The following is a 21,097-nucleotide window of genomic DNA, read 5'->3' as shown; positions in this document are numbered from 1 at the left end:
CCCGTCGATGATGAATCAGTCGGTGATGGTGGATGTGGCTTGGGCGGTGTTGTTGGCGGCGCCGATCGTGTACAGCACATGGAACCCGATGGCCTTGTTCACCCCGGCGGTGGGCACACTCACGGTCGTCTCGGTGTCGCCGCTGTCGATGGTGACGATGTCGCCTGCGCTGAAGCCTCCGCCGTGGGAGACGAAGTAATACACAGTGACAGCACCCGTCGAGCGGCAGCTCAGGCTGATCACGAACTCGAGGTCGTCGCCTCGCGCTGCAGTCGCGTCGGCGACGGCGACCGTCGGCTTGCCGGTGCATGCCGCGACGGCCGGCTCGGGCGGCGGGTCGTCGTCGTCGAGAATCTGCGCGCTCTGTGTCGCCTGCTGGCCGATCTCGTAGCCGCTGCCCGCAGCGAGTGTCGCAGTGATCGACCCGTCAGGCTCGTCGACGCTGTCATCGGTCGTGGCGACGGTGAGGGTGGCCTGGGTGGCGCCTTTGGGGATCGTCACCGTCCGCTGCCCGACCGCAGCGCCCCACTCGCCCGTTGAGGAAACGTCGACGGCGACGTCGAGATCGGCTGTCGTCGGGGCCGACGCGGTGACCGTGAACGTCGCAGCCGTGCCCTCGGTGCCGCCCGCAGCGGCGGTGATGTCGACCTGCGGGGGCGGCTCGTCGCTGTCGATAATGACAACGGTGGTGGAACCGTCGGCGCGCTCGACGCCGTCAGGACCCCACGAAATACCCAACGTCACCCCCTCGGTGCTGCCGTTCAGCGTCGGCGCCCGAGCGCCCGTGCCGTACCACACAGTGATCTCGTGATCGTCCCAGTCGCTGTCCGCCACAGCCGTCAACACCAGCTCGACACGCTGGTCGCCGGGCTCCAGCACAACACCGTCGACACCCGGCCCGAAGGTCACCTCGAACTCATTCGCGAACACCGCATCAGGATCATTCCGATCACGCATCGTCCAATGCGTGCCCTCATCGCCGCCGGTCACCCGCAACGGCACCGTCAGCGTCTCCCACGGCCGCAAAACACGCGTCGGAGCAATGGCGAACTGCGCCTGATTGTCATAGCCGGTGCCGTTCTCGTCGATCGACGTCGAAAAGAAGATCATGTACACCGTCAACGGATCCACATCATCATCAACCACCCGCACCGCGGCTGTGCCCTGCACGGCCGACACCGTGTAGCCCGCATCCGCGCCGGGCGCATCCAGCGACACCGATACGCTGCCGTCGGCCTCGTCGACGCTGTCGTCGACGGTTGGGACCGTCAGCGTCGCCGTCGCCGCGCCCGCCGCGAAGCTCACCATTTGCGAACCCTCAGCCACGCCCCACTCGCCCGACGCCGACACCGTCACGCTGACATCGAAAGCCGCGGACTTCGGCTCGCTCGCGGTCACCGTGAACACCGCACCAGAACCCTCAGTCACAGCACCAGCCGCAGTCACCGAGATCTCGGGGATCACCGGCGGCGGATCGTCGTCGTCTGCGACTTGCACCGTCCGCGACGCCAGCGGGCCGATCGTGTAACCGCTGCCCGCCGCCAGCGTGGCAGTGACCGACCCGTCAGGCTCATCGACGCTGTCGTCTGCGGTGGCAACGGTCAAGGTCGCCCCGGTAGTGCCCGCGAGGATCGTCGCAGTACGCGTTCCGGTTGCGACACCGAAATCGCCCGAAGCAGCAACCGTCACAGCCACCTCCAGGTCCGCCGCCGGCGCCGACGACGCCGTCACGGTAAACGTCGCGCTGGTGCCCTCCGTGCCGCCCGAGCCGGCCGTGATGCTCACCACCGGCGGCGGCGGATCGTCGTCGTCAGCGACGCCGACAGTCGCAGACGTCTTGGTGCCCAAGTCATAGCCGGTGCCGTCCACCAGCGCCACGGTCACCGACCCGTCCGCCTCGTCGACCCCGTCATCACGAGTCGCAATAGCCAGCGTCGCCGATCCCGAGGTCGGGACCGTCACCGTCCGCGCACCGGTCGTCGCACCGAAGTCTCCCACAGCCGACACCAACACCGACACCGCAAGCGGACGTGCCGGCGAAGGCGCCGCGGTGACGGTGAAGGTCGCACTGCCGCCCTCGGCGACATCGGCACCAGCCGCGATGGAAACCACCGGCGGGGTAGTGATGACGGTGCCGATGGCCGCGGGCACACGGAAGGCGTTCGCGGCGCCGGGGGCCCATGCGACCTGCAACTTCACCCTGTCGGAGTCTTTGGTAGGCACGCTCGCCGTCGCGTGCGTGTCGCCGGGCTCGAAAGTGGCTTTTTGCGTATTCCCGACGATATCGCCGTCGCGCACGAGGTAGTAGTGCGCCACTACCGAACCAGTCGCACGACAGTTCAGACTGAGCCTGAACACCAAAGTCCCGCCCCGCGCCGCACTCGAATCAGCCACCGACAACGTCGGCCTGCCGGTGCACGCAGGCATCTGGTCGTGGTCGGTGATGGTGACAGTGAGCGCCGCACCGAGCGTGATGCCGGCGATCACACCAGTGTGGGAGGGGGCGCGGGCGCCGGTGCCGAACGCGAACGTGATGGGCCGGTCGACGGTCGCGTCGTCGTCGACGGCCTCGAAACGCATCACCGCGGTGCGCCCGCCGGGGCCGAACTCCACCGCGGTGGTCGCACCCTGGCCCGTGCGTGTGACGCCCGGCTCTGCCGGGTCGCCCAGTGTCCAATCGCTGCCCGGCGTCCCGGTCACCGTGATAGGCACGCTGACCGTCTCGCCGTCCAACAGTGTCCGGCTCAAAGCGATCTTCACATCCGTCCAGCCGCCGTTCTCAGACACCGACGCATCCGTCGATGACAACAAGACGTTCACCGGCGCGACAGCGTGGACATCATCCACGACAGCGACCGTCGCGGCCGCCGACGGCGCGAGGTCGTAGCGGAAGCCGTCAGCCAGCGTGACGGTGATGGTCCCGTTGGGCTCTCTGATCGAATCAGCGGTGGTCGCGATCGCGAGCTCCGTGCTGCCCGACGCTGGGATCGTGACCGTCCGCACGCCGGTTGTGACGCCGAACGCCCCTTGCTGGGCCACCGTCACGCTCACCGCCAGATCAGCCGACGGCACCGGGCTGGCGCTGACCGTGAATTTCGCCGACGAACCCTCAACGACGGTGCTGCCCGCAACGATCGACACCAACGGCCTCGCGGTGTCGTCGTCGAACACCTCCACGATCTTCGACGGCGACGTTGGCGGTGTGTAATCGGTGCCTGCGTTGACTGTCACGGTGATCGACCCATCGGCTTCCGCATCGGAGTCGTCAGTCGTGCTCAGCGCCAGTACCGCGCTGCCCGAGGTGGGGATGGTGACCGTCCGCACGCCCACCGTTACACCGAACGCCCCCTGCTGGGCCACCGTCACGCTCACCGCCAGATCAGCCGACGGCACCGGGACAGCGGTGAGCGTGAACTCCGCCGCCGAACCCTCGGCGACCGCCGGTCCCGCGGTGACGGAGATACTCGGGACAGGGTCGTCGTCGTCGATCCCCACCGCGACCGCAGCCGGATTGGCGACGCCGTTTCCGCCCGCCGCGATCCCCGTCACCATGAACGTCTTCGCCGTCGCCCCCGAGAGTTCGTACACCTCGTTCTGCGACGCCGCGAACGCCACCGTCCCCGAGCTTGCCGTCGACCCCGCTGGGATCCTCAATACGGCCGGCGAGCCGAGCTGCCCGTCCGACGCCACAGCCGGCGCGACCGGCGTCGCAGACAGATCCAAAGCCACATCTTTCGACGACGCGCCGCTCAGGCGTGCCGACAGCGCCACCGAGCCGCCCTCGACCACCGATGCGCTCGCCGCGTGCAAGGTCAGCACCGGCAGCGCATCGTCATCGGCGATGGCCACTGTCACCGGCTCCGACGCGGGCCGGTACCCCTGCGGAATAGGCCCCAGTCTCACCGTGAATGTTTCAGGGCCCTCATGGATGCTGTCCTGGAGGAGAGAGATCGTCGCAGTCGCCGACGTCGACCCCGTCGGCACCGTCACCGACGCGGGCACCGAGTAATCGGCGCCCGCTTGCGCACTCACATCCGACGACGCCAGTTGGACGACCAGGTCCTGGGTCGGCGCAGCACCGCCCACCGACACCGTCGCATCCACGCTCCCGCCCTCGGCAGCATTCGGCGAAGCCACCGACAGGGAAATCGGCACCGTGGACGAGCTCGAATGCCCAGTCACCTCCACGCTCCACGAGCGCAGGACCTCCCTGAAGCCGGCGTCGCAGAATTCGTCGTAGCGGGAATGAGTCTTGAAGGCGGGGTCGGCACAGTCAGGGTCCGTCGGCATGTGCTGAATTTTCAGCTTCCACGTACCCCGCGCGTTCTCGCCCAGATGACGCGACGACCCGAAATCGAACAAGCCCCGCATCGAGCACGATCTCACATTGCAGATTTCGGCTTCGGGCGCCAAGAGAGATTCGGTGCCTGTCGGAGACACCAAGGTCCACCGGTAGTCGCGGACATCGGCTGTGTCGAGGGACACGGATACCTTGACGTGCTCAGTGAACTCGATGGCGGTTTGCAGGTCGAGCGCCAGTTCCACCGTCTGGCCGCGCGCCGGCAGCGACACCTCGTTGTTGTGTGCAGCCGTGAAGGTCTGCATCGGAGGCAGCAGCGTCCATCCGACCGCGGCATCCACAGCAGCCTTGGCATCCACCAGTCCGAAGCCGTACTTGTAGCTGAACGAGTACGTCTGCGCCACCGGACCCGTCGAACTGTACTTCTGGGCGCCGCTCATCCAGCCCGAGTCCTGCGCGTCGACCTTGCGCGCAGTGTCGGCCAGGATCACCTTCACATCCCGCCACGTCAACTCGGCGTTCGCGCTGCGCATCAACGCGATCACGCCCGACACCATCGGCGCAGCCGCGCTGGTTCCGCCGAAATGGGCGTAGTAGACGTCCTGGCCCACGGTCGTCAAGATTCCCGCTTGGCCCGCGTCCCTGGCCAGTCCGCACACCCACAGGTTGGAGCCTTCCTCGGAGAAACTTCCCGATAGCCCTGAAGACGCCACCGCGCACACCGAGATGATGCCGCGGTAGTTGTTTCCGGCCTCCAAGGCTGACCAGTAGCGCCGGGAATCAGGGTCGCGGCCATTGCCGGCCGACTTCACGTGGGAAGTCCCCTTGCCGCCGAAACCCTGCGCGAGGCTTGTCTCCAGTGCCCGCTGCCAAATCGACGGTTCCGGAGCAAGCCCCGACCGAGGCCGAGTGCCATAGCTGTGGTTGGCCACGGCCACGGTTGCCTTGTTGAGCGTCAGCGCCTCGATTTCCCTCGCGAGTGAGTAGTTGTCCAACAGGTCGTAGTTCACCAAGGTGGCGCGAGGCGCGACGCCCCGCCCGCCCACGGTGTTGTCGCGGGCGCCCACAACGCCGGCAACCGCGGTGCCGTGATAGTGGTGCCGCGGGTCCGCCTCTGAGGTGAATCCGGCCCAGTTCGTGCTGCGGCTGGTGTCCGCGTTGTCCCTGAGATCTTCGTGAGTCGCTGTCCAGTTGCGATCCACAACCGCCACAGTCACCCCGGCCCCCATCGTGGTGGACCACACATCGTCGATGTTGATGTCGATCACCGGATCGCTGACCTGCACCGCCTCCCACCGCTTGGAGAACCTGTAGTCGCCAGACGCGTCGAGGTGCCACGAGCAACTCGACAGCTCGTCGGCCCAGAGGTCGTCGTAGAGATTGCATCGCTGCCTGGCATCCGCCAACGTCGAGGATGAGCTGTCGGGCGCCTTCAACAGGGTCTGCCCTTCCTCGAAGGGTGTGAAGGTGTTGGGAACCGCGGCGTCGACCACGGGCTCCGCCGACAGCGCGTCCGCCAGACGCAGCGACTCGACGTCCGACACCGTCCTCACCAAGAACGCGTTGGGCAGCTCGCCGAGCGGCGACACCCGCCCCGGCGCGACCCCGTGGCGCTCCCACACCGCATCGATGTCGAGAGCGCGCGCCTGCAATCCGAACAGCACGTTCACACCGCCGACCAGCAGGAGCAGCTCGCCGGCATCGGACACGAACCATGTGTCCGGCTTCGCCGCCGAACCCGCCGCGGCCCCGGACGCATTCGAGTCGCCCGCACCGGGCGCGTACGCAGTCGCCGCCACAGACGCCGCCAACGAACGCTCCTCGCCCAGCTCCGCTATCTCGGCCGCGTCCAACAAGCGCAGCGGAGTCTCGCCCCCACCGTCACGCATGACCCACACGCCGTCGGGCCCCACCAAGTCCAAGACTCCCAACCCCTGCACGGCCTCGCCCAGCTCCGGACCTCCGAGCCCGTCCTCTGGCGCCAAGCCGTCTTCGGGCGCCAACCCGTCCTCTGGGGCAAGAACGTCCTCGACGCCGAGCGGCGCATCAGGCAGCGCAAAACCGCCGCCTGGAGCGGTGGGCTCACCATCTGTCGCGGACGGCGCCCGATTCGTCGTCGGCTCGGCGGTCTGGAAGGCGGCGCTGTTCGACTCGCCCTCGGCGTCGAGCAGGATCTGCTGCTGCGTCACCGACGAGGGCTGCTGTGACGCGCCCACCGCGGGCACGCCGGCCAGCACCCCGCCCAGCAGCGCCAGCGCCATGCCAGCTGCTGTCAATCGCAAGAACCGCATCGAACCTCTCACAATCATTGAATAATAATGCACGCCTGCGGGCGCGTGGGTCTGCTTGGCGCTCAATACTTCGCTTCCGACAGACGCTTGGCGGGACGTCAGTTGGTGATGGTGGATGTGGCTTTGGCTGTGTTGTTGGCGGCGCCGATCGTGTAGAGGATGTGGAGTTCGATGGTGCTGTTGACCCCGGCGGTGGGGACGGTCACGGTGGCGTCGATGTCGCCGCTGGCGATGGTGACGAGGTCGCCTGCGCCGTAGCTGCCGCCGTGAGCGATGAAGTAGTACGCGGTGACAGCACTCGTGGAGCGGCAGCTGAGGCTGATGACGAACTCGAGGTCGTCGCCTCGTGCGGCCGTCGCGTCAGCGACAGAGACAGTCGGCTTGCCGACACAGGCCGCGACGGCGGGCTCGGGCGGCGGATCGTCGTCGTCGGAGATCGGCGCGGCTCGCGACGCGTGGGAGCCGATGGTGTAGCCGCTGCCCGCGGCGAGGGTGGCGGTGATGGTGCCGTCGGGCTCGTCGGTGTCGTCGTCGACGGTGGCGATGGTGAGGGTGGTTTGGGTGCTGCCTTGGGGGATCGTCGCGGTGCGGGTGCCGGCGGTTGCGCCCCAGTCGCCGGTTGAGGCGATGTCCACAGCCACGTCGAGGTCGGCTGTTGTGGGTGCCGACGCGGTGATGGTGAACACAGCGTCGGTTCCCTCGGTTCCGCCTGCGGCAGCGGTGATGTCGATCTGCGGGGGCGGCTCGTCGCTGTCGATAATGACAACGGTGGTGGAACCGTTGGCGCGCTCGACGCCGTCGGGACCCCACGAGATGCCCAACGTCACCCCCTCGGTGCTGCCGTTCAGCGACGGCGCCCGAGCGCCGGTGCCGTACCACACAGTGATCTCCTGATCGACCCAGTCGCTGTCGGGCACGGCGGTCAACATCAACTCGACACGCTGATCACCCGGCTCCAGCACAACACCGGGGTCGCCGGGCCCGAACGTCACCTCGAACTCGTTCGCGAACACCGCGTCGGGATCGTTCAGGTCGCGCATCGTCCAATGCGTGCCCTCCTCGCCGCCGGTCACGCTCAACGGCACCGTCAGCTTCTCCCACGACCGCAAAGCACGCGTGGGGGCAATGGCGAACTGCGCCTGATTGTCATAGCCCGTGCCGTTCTCGTCGATCGACCTCGCAAAGAAGATCATGTACACCGTCAACGGATCCACATCATCATCAGACACCGCAACCGCGGCAGTGCCCCGAGCGGCGGAGACCGTGTACCCCGCATCCGCCGCAGGCGCATCCAACGACACCGTGACAGAGCCGTCGGCCTCGTCCACGGAGTCGTCGACGGTGGGGATGGTGAGCGTCGCCGTCGCAGCGTCCGCCGCGAAGCTCACCGTCCGCGAGCCCCCAGCCACACCCCACTCGCCCGACGCTGACACCGTCACGCTGACATCGAAAGCCTCAGGCTTCGGCGGGCTCGCGGTCACCGTGAATACAGCACCAGCACCCTCGGTCACAACGCCACCAGCAGCAGCGATGCTGATCTCGGGGATCACCGGCGGCGGATCGTCATCGTCGGTTATCGGCGCGTTCCGCGACGCCAGCGGGCCGACGGTGTAGCCGCTGCCTGCAACCAACGTCGCGGTGACGCTGCCGTCTGGCTCGTCGTCGCCGTCGTCGACCGTGACGATGGTCAGCGTCGCCTGAGTGGTGCCCGACAAGATCGTCGCCGTCCGCGTTCCGGCCGTGACGCCGAAACCGCCTGCTGAGGTGATCGCCACAGCCACATCGAGGTCGGCCGCCGGCTGCGGCGCCGCGGTGATGGTGAAGACTGCGCTGGTGCCCTCGGTTCCCCCCGAGCTGGCCGTGATGTCCACCTGCGGCGGCGGATCGTCGTCGTCTGCGACGACCACCGTGGCGGTGCTGCTGGTGCCCGGGTCGTAGCCGGCGCCGTCCACCACAGTCGCCGTGACCGACCCGTCAGCCTCGTCGACGGCATCGTTGAAGGTAGAGACCGCGAACGTCGCCGACCCCCCAGTCGGCACCGTCACCGTCCGGGCGCCGGTCGTCGCGCCGAAGTCCCCCACCGCCGACACCATCACATCCACCGCGATCGGACTCGCCGGCGGGGGGGCCGCGGTGACGGTGAACGTCGCGCTGTGGCCTTCGGTGATGTCGGTTCCGGCCGTGATGGTGACCACCGACGACGGGCCGTCGTCGTCGGCCACAGCGACCGTCGCGGTCTTGGCCGCGCCCAGGTCATAGCCGGCGCCGTCCACCACAGTCGCCGTGACCGACCCGTCAGCCTCGTCGACGGCATCGTTGAAGGTAGAGACCGCGAACGTCGCCGACCCCCCAGTCGGCACCGTCACCGTCCGGGCGCCGGTCGTCGCGCCGAAGTCCCCCACCGCCGACACCATCACATCCACCGCGATCGGACTCGCCGGCGGGGGGGCCGCGGTGACGGTGAACGTCGCGCTGTGGCCCTCGGTGATGTCGGTTCCGGCCGTGATGGTGACCACCGACGACGGGCCGTCGTCGTCGGCGACATTGATGGTCGCGGTGCTGCTGGTGCCCACGTCGTAGCCGGCGCCGTCGGCCAGCGTGGCTGTCACCGAGCCGTCGGGCTCGTCGATGCTGTCGTCGCGGGTCGCGACGGAGAAAGTCGCCGTGCCGTTGCTCAACACGAGGGTTCGCCGCCACGGGCGGTAGGCGAGGTCGCCGGTCTGGGAGATGTCCACGGTGACGGTGATCGGGCTTGCCGGCGCGGGGACCGCGGTTATGGTGAACGTCACGGCGGCGCCCTCGGTGACATCGGCACCGGCTGCGATAGTGACCACCGGCGGGGTGGTGATCACGGTGCCGACGGCCGCGGGCACACCGAGGGCGTTCGCGGCGCCCGGCGCGTATACCACCTGAAATTTCACCTTGTCGGAGTCCTTGGTGGGCACGCTGGCCGTCGCGGATGTGTCGCCCGGCCCGAACGTGACACTCCGGGTCGCCCCGTCGATCTCGCTGCCGCGACCGATGTAATAGTGAGCCACCAAGACACGGCTGAATCGACAGCTGAGAGTGACACGGAATTCGAAGTCCTCTCCCCGCAGCGCGGTCGCGTCGGCCACCGACACCGTCGGCGGGCCGTCGCACACCGGCGGGAGGTCGTGGTCGGCGATAGTGACGGTGACCGGCCCACCCACTGCGACGCCGCCGGCGACCCCGGTATGGGTCACAGATCTTGTTCCGGTGCCGAACGAGAACGTGATAGGCCGGTCAAGCTCCGCGTCGTCGTCGATCGCCTCGAAGCGCATCACCGCGGTGCGCCCGCCCACGCTGAACTCCACCGCGGTGGTGCTGCCATAGCCGGTGCGCTTCACGCCCGGCCCCGTCGGGTCGCCCAACAACCAATCGCTGCCCGGGACTCCCGTCACCGTGATCGGCACCCTCACCGTCTCACCGGCCACCAGCACCCGACTCAAAGCAATCTCGAAATCGGTCGCGCCCCCGTTCTCAGAAATCGACGCGTCCCCCACCGACAAAGAAACCGCCACAGGCACCGGCCCGCCGTCATCGTCGGCCACCACAACCGTCGCCGTAGCGGCCGCGGCGAGGTCGTAGGCGAGGCCGTCGGCCACAGCCACGATGACCGACCCGTCGGGCTCGCCGAACGAGTCATCTGTTGTCGCGACCGACAGCACAACGCTGCCTGAAGCGGGGACCGTCACCGACCGCGTACCCACAACGACGCCGAATGCGCCCTGCTGGGACACCGTCACGCTCACCGCCAGATCAGCCGACGGCGCCGGGAACGCAGCAACAGTGAACTCCGCAGCAGAACCCTCGGTGACAGCGGAGCCCGCGGCGATCGAAACCCGCGGCCTCGCCCTGTCATCGTCGAACACCGCCACGCTCGCCGATGACGACGGCGGCGTGTAATCGACCCCCGCAGCCACCGTGACCGTGACCGACCCATCAGGCTCTGCGGCCGAGTCGTCAATGGTCCTCACCGCCAACACCGCGCTGCCCGACGCGGGAATCGTGACCGACCGCACGCCGGTCGTGACGCCGAACGCCCCTTGCTGAGCCACCGTCACACCCACCGCCAGATCAGCCGACGGCCTCGGACTGGCAGTCAACGTGAATTCCGCCGCCGCGCCCTCCGCCACAGCCGCGCCCGCCGCGATCGAGACCACCGGGGCGGACTCGTCGTCGTCAATCCTCAACGAGACCGCAGCCGGGTCGGCCACGCCGTTGCCGCCGCGGGCGGTCGCGGACACCTCGAACGTCTTCGCCGCCGACCCCGACAGCTGGTACACATCGTTCTGCGACGCCGCGAACGCCACCGACCCCGAACTCGCCGTCGACCCCGCCGGGACCCTCAACACAGCCGGCGAGGCCAGCCACCCATCACTGGCCACCGCCGGCGCCACCGCAGCCGCAGCCAACGTCACCGTCACATCCTCAGACGACAAACCACTCAGCCGCGCCGCCACATCCACCGAACCGCCCTCGGCCACCGATGCACTCGCAGCGTGCAACGACAGCACCGGCAGCGGATCGTCATCGGCGATCGTCACCACCGCCAGCCCCGACTCGGGACGGTACCCCAACGGCAAAACGCCCAGCCTTACCGCGAACCTCTCAGGACCCTCGTGAATGCTGTCCTGGTGGACCGAAATCTGGGCCGTCGCCGAAGAAGACCCCGCAGGAACCGTCACCGACGCGGGCGCGGAGAAGTCTGCACCCGCTTCAGCGGCAACATCGGTCAACGTCAACGGCACCACCAGATCCTCGGTCGGGGCGGTACCGCCCACCGACACCGTCACGTCCACGCTCCCGCCCTCCGCGACGCTCGCCGCCGCGACCGACATAGAAACCGGCTCCGTCGGCCCGCCTGCGTGCCCCGTCACCTCGACGCCCCACCAGCTGATGACCTCCCAGAAGCTGTCGTCGCAGAACCAGTCGTACCAAAACCGGGAGCTGAAGTTCGAAGGGCTCGAGCAGTTGGGAGTCGTCGGCATGCGCTGGACTCTCAGCTTCCACGTACCCCTCGCGTTCTCGCCCAGATGACGCGACGACCCGAAATCGAAGTTGCCCGCCCGCAACGAGCACATGCGCGCCCAGCACCCGTTGGCCTCTGGGGCCAGTAGAGACTCGGTGCCCGTTGGCGACACCAGCGTCCACCGGTAGTCACGGAAGTCCGATATGTCGCCGCCGACGGTGACCTTGACGTGCTCGGTGAAATCGATGCTCGTCTGCAAATCCAGGGCCAATTCGATCTCATCACCGCGTCCCGGCAGCGGCACCTGGCCGAAGTGCGTAGCCGTGAAGGTCTGCATCGGGGGCAACAGCGCCCAACTCGCCGCGGCAGCCACCGCGGCCTCGGCATCCACCAAACCGAACCCGTACTGGTAGTTGAACGAATAGGTCTCGGCCACCGGCCCCGACGAACTGTACTTCCGGGCGCCGCTCATCCAGCCCGAGTCCTGCGCGTCGACCTTGCGCGCAGTGTCGGCCAAGATCACCTTCACATCCCGCCACGTCAACTCGGCGTTCGCGCTGCGCATCAACGCGATCACCCCCGACACCATCGGCGCAGCCGCGCTGGTCCCGCCGAACGTGTCGCGGTAGTGATTGTTGCCCACGGGCACCAAGATCCCCGCTTGGCCCTCGGCATCTGACAGCCCGCACACCCACAGATTCGTGCCCTCTTCGGAGTACCTCGCCGTTGTCCCCGCCGAGTTCACCGCACATGCCGAGATGATGGCGCGATGGTTGTTCGCGGCCTCCAAGGTCGACCAGTAGCGTCGTGAACCAAATGAGCGGCCGTTGCCGGCCGCCTTCACATAGGAGGTCCCCTTGCCGCCGAATCCCTGCTCGAGGCCGGTCTCCAAAGCCCGCCGATATAACTCGCCCTTCCGCGCGAGCCCCGGCCACTTCTTGGCCCCGTAGCTCATGTTGACCACCGCCATGGTCTCGATGTTGAGCGTCAGCGCTGTGACTTCCCGCGCGGTGGAGAAGTCGTCCAACAGGTTGTAGTTCACCAGCGTGGCCCGGGGCGCGACGCCGCGCCCGCCGACCGCGTTGTCGCGGGCGCCCACAACCCCGGCAACCGCAGTGCCGTGATGGGCGCCGCTCCTGGTGGTCTCCGAGGTGAAGCCGCCCCAGTTCGTGCTCCGGGCTGTGTCCGCGTTGTCGACCAGGTCCTCGTGGTTCGGATTCCATGTGCGATCGACCACCGCCACCGTCACCCCGGCCCCCATCGTCGTCGACCACGCATCGCCGAGGTTGAGGTCGGCCACCGGATCCCTCACCTGCCAGCGGGGATTGGTGGCCGCGTCATACCGGTAGTCGCCCGACGCGTCCAGATACCACTGGCAGCTCGACAGCTCATCAGCCCAAAGGCTGGTGTACTTGGTACAACGCCTCTGAGCAGCCGCCGTCTGCGACGCATAGTTAGAAACCTCCACGTCCGTCGCGACCTGCCCCACCTCGAACGGCGTGAACATGTTGGGAACCGCGGCCTCCACACCCGGCTCCGCCGACAACGCGTCCGCCAAACGCAGCGACTCAGCGTCCGACACCGTCCTCACCAAGAACGCGTTGGGCAACTCGCCCAGCGGCGACACCCGCCCCGGCGCGACGCCATGGCGGCCCCACACCGCCTCGATAGCCGGCCCGCCCACATGTTGACCGAACAGCACGTTCACACCGCCCACCAACAGATGCGGCTGCCCGGTGTCAGACACGAACCAAGTGTCGGGCCTCGCCACCGCACCGGCCCCCGACGCCGAAGCCCCCGACGCGTTCCCAGCCGCCGCTGGCGCATACGCGCTCGCCGCCGACGACGCCGCCAACGACCGGACCTCGCCCAGCTCCGCTACTTCCGCTGCATCCAGCAGGCGCAGCGGCACCTCACGCCCGCCGTCATGCATGATCCACACGCCGTCGGGTCCCACCAGATCCGTGACCCCCAACTCCTGCACCGCCTCGCCCAGCTCTGGAGCGCCCAAGCCGTCCTCAGGGGCCAAATCGTCCTCAGGAACCAGCCCGTCCCCGTCACCCGGCGCGGGTTCCGTCGGCGCAAGATCGCCGTCAGGCGCTGAGGGCTCGCCACCTGCCGCGGACGGCGCCCGATTCGTCGTCGACTCGGCGCTGTGCAGGTCGGCGCTGTACGGCTCGCTCTCGGCGTCGAGCGGAGTCCGCGGTTGCTGTGCCGACGCGGACTGCTGTGACGCGCCCACCGCGGGCACACCGGCCAGCACCCCGCCCAACAGCGCCAACACCAAGCAGAAAACGTTGACTCGAACAGCCCGGGCCTTGACCACCATGACCCCTCAACCTAATTCACCCACCGCAGCGGACCCGCAGACCACGCCCGTCAGACAACTCGCGGCAGCGGACCCGCAGACTGCGCCCACCAGACAAGCAAAGACGCCCTCGCGCCCACGGCTCGACAAGAGAGCATCTGACAACCTTGCTCCCTGCGACGAGGACGCCCGTGACTAGGCGGCGGCCAAGTTGCTGCACGACGGCGGACACTGGCGCGGCGGCGCCCGTCGGCGATGAGTCAGTCGGTGATGGTGGCTGTGGCTTTGGCTGTGTTGTTGGCCGCGCCGATCGTGTACAAGACATGGAACCCGATGGCCTGGTCCACCCCGGCGGTGGGCACACTCACAGTCGTCTCGGTGTCGCCGCTGTCGATGGTGACGATTTCGCCGCCGCTGAAGCCTCCGCCGTGGGAGATGAAGTAATACACAGTGACCGCACCACTCGAGCGGCAGCTGAGGCTGACCACGAATTCGAGGTCGTCGCCTCGTGCGGCCGTCGCGTCAGCGACAGAGACAGTCGGCTTGCCGACACAGGCCGCGACGGCGGGCTCGGGCGGCGGGTCGTCGTCGTCGGAGATCGGCGCGGCTCGCGACGCGTGGGAGCCGATGGTGTAGCCGCTGCCCGCGGCGAGGGTGGCGGTGATGGTGCCGTCGGGCTCATCGGTGTCGTCGTCGACGGTGGCGATGGTGAGGGTGGTTTGGGTGCTGCCCTGGGGGATCGTCGCGGTGCGGGTGCCGGCGGTTGCACCCCAGTCGCCGGTTGAGGCGACATCCACGGCCACGTCGAGGTCGGCTGTCGTGGGTGCCGACGCGGTGATGGTGAACACAGCGTCGGTTCCCTCGGTTCCGCCTGCGGCAGCGGTGATGTCGATCTGCGGGGGCGGCTCGTCGCTGTCGATAATGACAACGGTGGTGGAACCGTCGGCGCGCTCGACACCGTCTGGACCCCACGAGATCCCCAACGTCACCCCCTCGGTGCTGCCGTTCAGCGACGGCACCCGAGCGCCGGTGCCGTACCACACAGTGATCTCCTGATCGACCCAGTCGCTGTCATCCACAGCCGTCAACACCAACTCCGCACGCTGATCACCCGGCTCCAGCACAACACCGCGATCACCCGGCCCGAAGACCACCTCGAACTCATTCGCGAACACCGCATCAGGATCATTCAGATCGCGCATCGTCCAATGCGTGCCCTCATCACCGCCGGTCACCCTCAACGGCACCGTCAGCGTCTCCCACGACCGCAAAGCACGCGTCGGCGCGATCCTCAGATGCGCCTGATTGTCATCGCCGGCGCCGTCCTCAGCGATCGACCTCGCAAAAAAGATCATGTACACCGTCAACGGATCCACATCATCATCAGACACCGCAACCGACGCAGCGCTCTGGGTCGCCGACACCGTGTACCCCGCATCCGCACCCGGCGCGTCCAACGACACCGACACACTGCCGTCAGCCTCGTCAACGGAATCGCCAACGGTCGGGACAGTCAGCGTCGCCGACGCCGCGTTGGCCGCGAAGCTCACCGTTTGCGAACCCCCAGCCACACCCCACTCGCCCGACGCCGACACCGACACAGCGACATCGAACCCCGCAGGCTTCGGCGGGCTCGCGGTCACCGTGAACACCGCACCAGAACCCTCGCTCACAGCACCCCCAGCAGCAGCGATGCTGATCTCGGGGATCACCGGCGGCGGATCGTCGTCATCTGCGACCTGCACCGTCCGCGACGCCAGCGGGCCGACCGCGTAACCGCTGCCCGCCACCAACGACGCCGTCACACTGCCATCAGGCTCATCGACACTGTCATCAGCAGTGGCGACGGTCAGCGTCGCCCCGGTGGTGCCCGACAAGATCGTCGCCGTACGCGTCCCGGTCGTGACCCCGAAATCGCCCGCGGCGGTGAGCGCCACGGCCACATCAAGATCCGCCGCCGGCGCCGGCGTCGCAGTGACGGTGAACACCGCGCTCGTGCCCTCGGTCCCGCCCGAACTGGCCGTGATGTCCACCTGCGGCGGCGGATCGTCGTCATCGGCCACATCGACCGTGGCGGTCTTGTCCGCGCCCAGGTCGTAGCCGTCGCCGTCCACCAGCGTGGCGGTGACCGAACCGTCGGGCTCGTCGGCCGAGTCGTCAGCGGTCGCGACCGCGAACGTCGCCGACCCCGTCGTCGGGATCGTCACCGTCCGGGCGCCGGTCGTCGCGCCGAAGTCCCCGACGGCCGACACCGTCACATCAACCGCTATCGCGCTCGCCGGCAAAGGCACGGCAGTGACGGTGAAGTTCGCGTTGTGGCCTTCGGTGACGTCGCCGCCGGCCGCGATGGTCACCACCGATGACGGGTCGTCATCATCGGCGACTGCGACCGTCGCCGTGCTGCTGGTGCCCAGGTCGTAGCCGGCGCCGTCGACCAGCGTGGCAGTGACCGACCCGTCGGCCTCGTCGACACCGTCATCCCGGGTCGCAACGAGGTAGACCGCGACACCGTTGCTCAAGACCAGGGTTCGCTGTCCCGACCGATAGGCGAAGTCGCCGGTCTGGGAGATGTCCATGGCGATGGTGATCGGGCTCGCCGGTGCAGGGACCACGGTCACGGTAAACGCCGCGGCGGCACCCTCGGTGACGTCACCGCCGGCGACGATGCTGACCACCGGCAGGACGGTGATGATGGTGCCGATGGCCTCGGGCACACGGAAAGCGTTCGCGGCGCCGGGAGCCCACGCGACCTGCAATTTCACCCTGTCGGAGTCTTCGGTGGGCACGCTCAACATCGCGTGAGTGTCGCCGGGCTCGAAAGTGACCTTTTGGGTATTCCCGACGATCTCGCCGTCCCGCGCGATGTAGTAGTGCGCCACCACCGAACCAGACGCACGACAACTCAAACTGAACTCGAACACCAACCTCCCACCCCGCGCCGCACTCGCATCAGCCACCGACACCGTCGGCTTTCCCTCGCACACCGGCGGGAGGTCGTAGTCGGCGATGGTGACGGTGAGCGGCCCGCCTGCCGTGATGCCGCCGGCGACCCCAGTGTGGGTGGGCGCTCTCGTTCCAGTGCCGAACGAGAACGTGATGGGCCGGTCAAACGTCTCGTCGTCGTCGACAGCCTCGAAACGCATCACCGCAGCGCGCCCGCCAGCGGTGAACTCCACCGCAGTGGTCTTGCCGTAGCCGGTGCGCACCACCCCCGGCCCGCCCGGATCGCCCAACAACCAGTCACTGCCCGGCGTGCCCGTCACCGTGATCGGCACCCTCACCGTCTCGCCGGCTCTGAGCGCCCGGCTCAAAGCAATCTCGAAATCGGTCGCGCCGCCGTTCTCAGACACCGACGCGTCCGCCGCCGACAGCGTGATCGCGACGCCCGCCGGGCCGCCGTCGTCGTCGGCCACCACAACCGTCGCCGTAGCGGCCGCGGCGAGGTCGTACCCGAGGCCGTCGGCCACAGCCACGATGACCGACCCGTCGGGCTCGCCGAACGAGTCATCTGTTGTCGCGACCGACAGCACAACGCTGCCCGAAGCGGGGACCGTCACCGACCGCGTGCCGACAGTGACGCCGAAGGCACCCTGCTGGGCCACCGTCACGCTCACCGCCAGATCAGCCGACGGCGCCGGGTCGGCGGTCAGGGTGAACTGCGCGGCGGAACCCTCGGTGACCGCGGGGCCCGCCGCTATGGAAACCCGAATCCTCGAAGCGTCGTCGTCGAACACGGCCACGGTCGCCGACGGAACCGGCGACGGCGTGTAATCAGCGCCCGCGGTGATGGTGACGGCGACCGACCCGTCGGCTTCCGGGGCCGAGTCGTCAGTGGTCCTCACCGTCAGCACGGCCCGACCAGAGGCGGGGATCGTGACCGTCCGCACACCAGTGACGACGCCGAATGCGCCCTGCTGGGCCACTGTGACGCTGACCGCCAGATCAGCCGACGGCGCTGGGTCGGCGGTGAGGGTGAACTGCGCGGCGGAACCCTCAGTGACCGCGGGGCCTGCCGCTATGGAGACCATCGGGGCGGACTCGTCGTCGTCGATCCTCACCGTGATCGCAGCGGGGTCGGCCACGCCGTTGCCGCCGCGGGCGGTCGCGGACACCTCGAACGTCTTCGCCGCCTGCCCCGAAGGCTCGTACACGTCGTTCTGCGACGCGGCGAACGCCATAGACCCCGAGTTCGCCGTCGAGCCCGCCGGGATCGTCAACACCGCCGGCGAGCTGAGCCACCCATCGCTGGTCACCGCCGGAGCGACAGCGGACGCGGACAGGTTGATAGTCACATCCTCAGACGACACGCCGCTGAGCCGCGCGGCGACATCCACCGAACCGCCTTCGACCACCGCCGCCGCGGCGTGCAACGTCAGCGTCGGCAACGGGTCGTCATCGGCGATCGTCACCACCACCAGCGGCGACGCGGCCCGGTACCCCACCGGCAAAGAGTGCAGCCTGACAGCGAATGTCTCGGAACCCTCGTGGACGGTGTCCTGGATGATCGAAATCTGGGCGGTGGCCGACGACGACCCCTTGGGCACCGTGATCGACGTCGGCGCCGAGAAGTCGGCGCCCGCTTCAGCCGTCACGCCCCCGAACGCCAGCGGGACCACCAGATCCTTCTCCAGCGCCGGGCCGCCCACCGACACCGTCACATCCAAACTCCCGCCCTCAGCGACGCTCGCCGCCCCGAAAGACAGCGAAACCGGCTTCGTAGGCACGCTCGTGTGCCCCGTCACCTCGACGCTCCACGAGCTGACAACCTGCCTGAAGCCAGTGCCGCAATACACGATGTACCAAAACGGGTTCGAGAGGAAGAAGGAACGGTCGGAGCAATCCGGCCAAGTCGGCATGTGCTGGATTCTCAGCTTCCAAGTGCCCCTCGGGTTCTCGCCCAGGTGGCGCGACGATCCGAAGTCGAACGAGCCCCGCAACGAGCACGCGGCCGCAAAGCACGAGTCCCTCTCAGGCGAAAGGAGCGACTCGGTGCCCGTCGGCGACACCAGCGTCCACCGGTAGGCGCGGAAGTCAGACATGTCGCCGGCGACGGTTACCTTGACGTGCTCTGTGAAATCGATGGCCGTCTGCAAGTCCAGGGCCAACTCGATTTCATGGCCGCGCCCCGGAAGCGACACAGCGCCGGCGTGCGAAGCCGTGAAGGTTTGCATCGAGGGCAGCAGCGTCCAGCTCGCCGCGGCATCCACGGCGGCCTCAGCATCCACCAAACCGAAGCCGTACTTGTGGTTGAACGGGTACAACTCGGCCACCAGCTCCGTCGAGCTGTACTTCCTCGCACCGCTCAGCCAACCCGAGTCCCGCGGGTCGACCTTTTGCGCCGTGTCGGCCAGGATCACCTTCACATCCCGCCACGTCAACTCGGCGTTCAAGCTGCGCATCAACGCAATCACGCCCGACACCATCGGCGCTGCCGCGCTGGTGCCCCCGAAGGCGTCGCTGTAATAGTTCTGGCCCATCGGCGCCAAGATCCCCGCTCGGCCCGGAGGACCGTTCGACAGCCCGCACACCCACAGATTGGGACCCTTCTCGGAGTACCACGCCAATTTCCCCGTCATGTCCACCGCGCACGCCGAGATGATGGCTCGATAGTTGTTCCCAGCCTCCAAGCCTGACCAACCGAGCGGGCCGCCGTTGCCGGCCGCCGTCACGTAGGAAGTCCCCTTGCCGCCGAACCCCTGCTGAAGGCCGGTCTCCAATGCCCGCTGATAAATCGAGCCCTTCTTCGAGAGCCCCGGCCAATCGATGGCGCCGTAGCTCATGTTGACCACCGCCACCGTCGCCATGTTGAGCGTCAGCGCCTCGGCTTCTCGCGCGGCGGAGGAGTTGTCCAACAGGTTGTAGTTCACCAGGGTGGCCCGGGGCGCGACGCCGCGCCCGCCCACCGCGTTGTCGCGGGCGCCCACAACCCCGGCAACCGCAGTGCCGTGAAAGGCAGCGTCTCGGGTGGTCTCCGAGGTGAAACCGCCCCAGTTCGTGCTCCGGCTGGCATCCGCGTTGTCCCGGAGATCCTCGTGGTTCGGATTCCAGGTGCGGTCCACCACCGCCACCGTCACCCCGGCCCCCATCGTCGCGGACCACGCATCGCCGAGGTTGATGTCGATAAGCGGTTCCCTGGCCCCGTAGTAGAAACCGGCAGCGTCGTCATACCGGAAGTCGCCAGACGCGTCCAGATACCACTGGCAGCTCGACAGCTCGTCGGCCCAAAGGTCGGTGTATGCGTTGCACCGCCGCCTCGCATCCGCGGTCTGCGAAACGTAGTCGTCCGAGGCGTCCAACAGGTCCTGCCCCACCTCGAACGGGGTGAACGTGTTGGGAACCGCGGTGTCGACACCGGGCTCGGCCGACAACGCGTCTGCCAGACGCAGCGACTCAGCATCAGACACCGTCTTTACCAAGAACCCGTTGGGTAACTCGCCCAGCGGCGACACCCGCCCCGGCGCGACGCCGTGGCGGTCCCACACCGCCTCGATTGCCGATCCGCCCACATGTGGACCGAACAGCACATTCACGCCGCCCACCAGCAGGAGCGGCTCGCCGGTATCGGACACGAACCATGTGTCCGGCTTCGCCGCCGAACTCGCCGCAGCCCCCGACGCGTTACCAGCCGCCCCAGGCGCATAAGCAGTGGCCGCCGCAGATGCCGCCAACGACCGGGCATCACCCAGTTCCGCTACTTCCGCGGCATCCAGCAGGCGCAGCGGCACCTCACGCCCGCCGTCATGCATGATCCACACGCCGTCGGGCCCCACCAGATCGGTGACCCCCAACTCCTGCACCGCCTCGCCCAGCTCCGGAGCACCCAAACCGTCCTCAGGCGCCAGCCCGTCCTCGACATCGGGCGCGGGCACCGGCGGCGCAGGATCGCCGTCAGATGCTGAGGGCTCACCACCTATCGCGGACGGCGCCCGATTCTCCGTCGACTCCGCTGTCTGGAGGACGGCGCTGTACGACTCGCCCTCAGCGTCGAGCGGGGTCCGCGGATGCTGTGCCGGTGGGGACTGCTGTGACGCGCCCGCCGCGGGCACGCCGGCCAGCACCCCGCCCAACAGCGCCAACACCAAGCAGAAAACGTTGACTCGAACAGCCCGGGCCTTGACCACCATGACCCCTCAGCCTAATTCACCCACCGCAGCGGACCCGCAGACCACGCCCGCCAGACAAGCAAAGACGCCCTCGCGCCCACA

Annotated in this window: 3 protein-coding genes; all 3 read right to left on the bottom strand. The window is 68.1% G+C overall.

Annotated elements, in window-relative coordinates; all coding sequences use genetic code 11:
* Positions 1-15: 15 nt before the first annotated feature.
* On the bottom strand, positions 16-6,591 hold the full coding sequence (locus ACOGJB_RS19515; protein WP_419838734.1) for a S8 family serine peptidase: 6,576 nt from the start codon (positions 6,589-6,591) through the stop codon (positions 16-18).
* A 98-nt stretch (positions 6,592-6,689) separates the two neighbouring features.
* Positions 6,690-13,913, bottom strand: coding sequence for a S8 family serine peptidase (locus ACOGJB_RS19510; protein WP_419838733.1), 7,224 nt, complete (start codon positions 13,911-13,913; stop codon positions 6,690-6,692).
* A gap of 239 nt (positions 13,914-14,152) precedes the next feature.
* Positions 14,153-21,016, bottom strand: coding sequence for a S8 family serine peptidase (locus tag ACOGJB_RS19505; RefSeq protein ID WP_419838732.1), 6,864 nt, complete (start codon positions 21,014-21,016; stop codon positions 14,153-14,155).
* Positions 21,017-21,097: the final 81 nt, after the last annotated feature.

The sequence above is a fragment of the Candidatus Poriferisodalis sp. genome (genome assembly GCF_965208895.1).
GTDB lineage: Bacteria > Actinomycetota > Acidimicrobiia > Acidimicrobiales > Poriferisodalaceae > Poriferisodalis.
The sequence above is the reverse complement of the archived record's forward strand: the minus strand, read 5'-3'. Positions and strand labels throughout refer to the sequence as shown.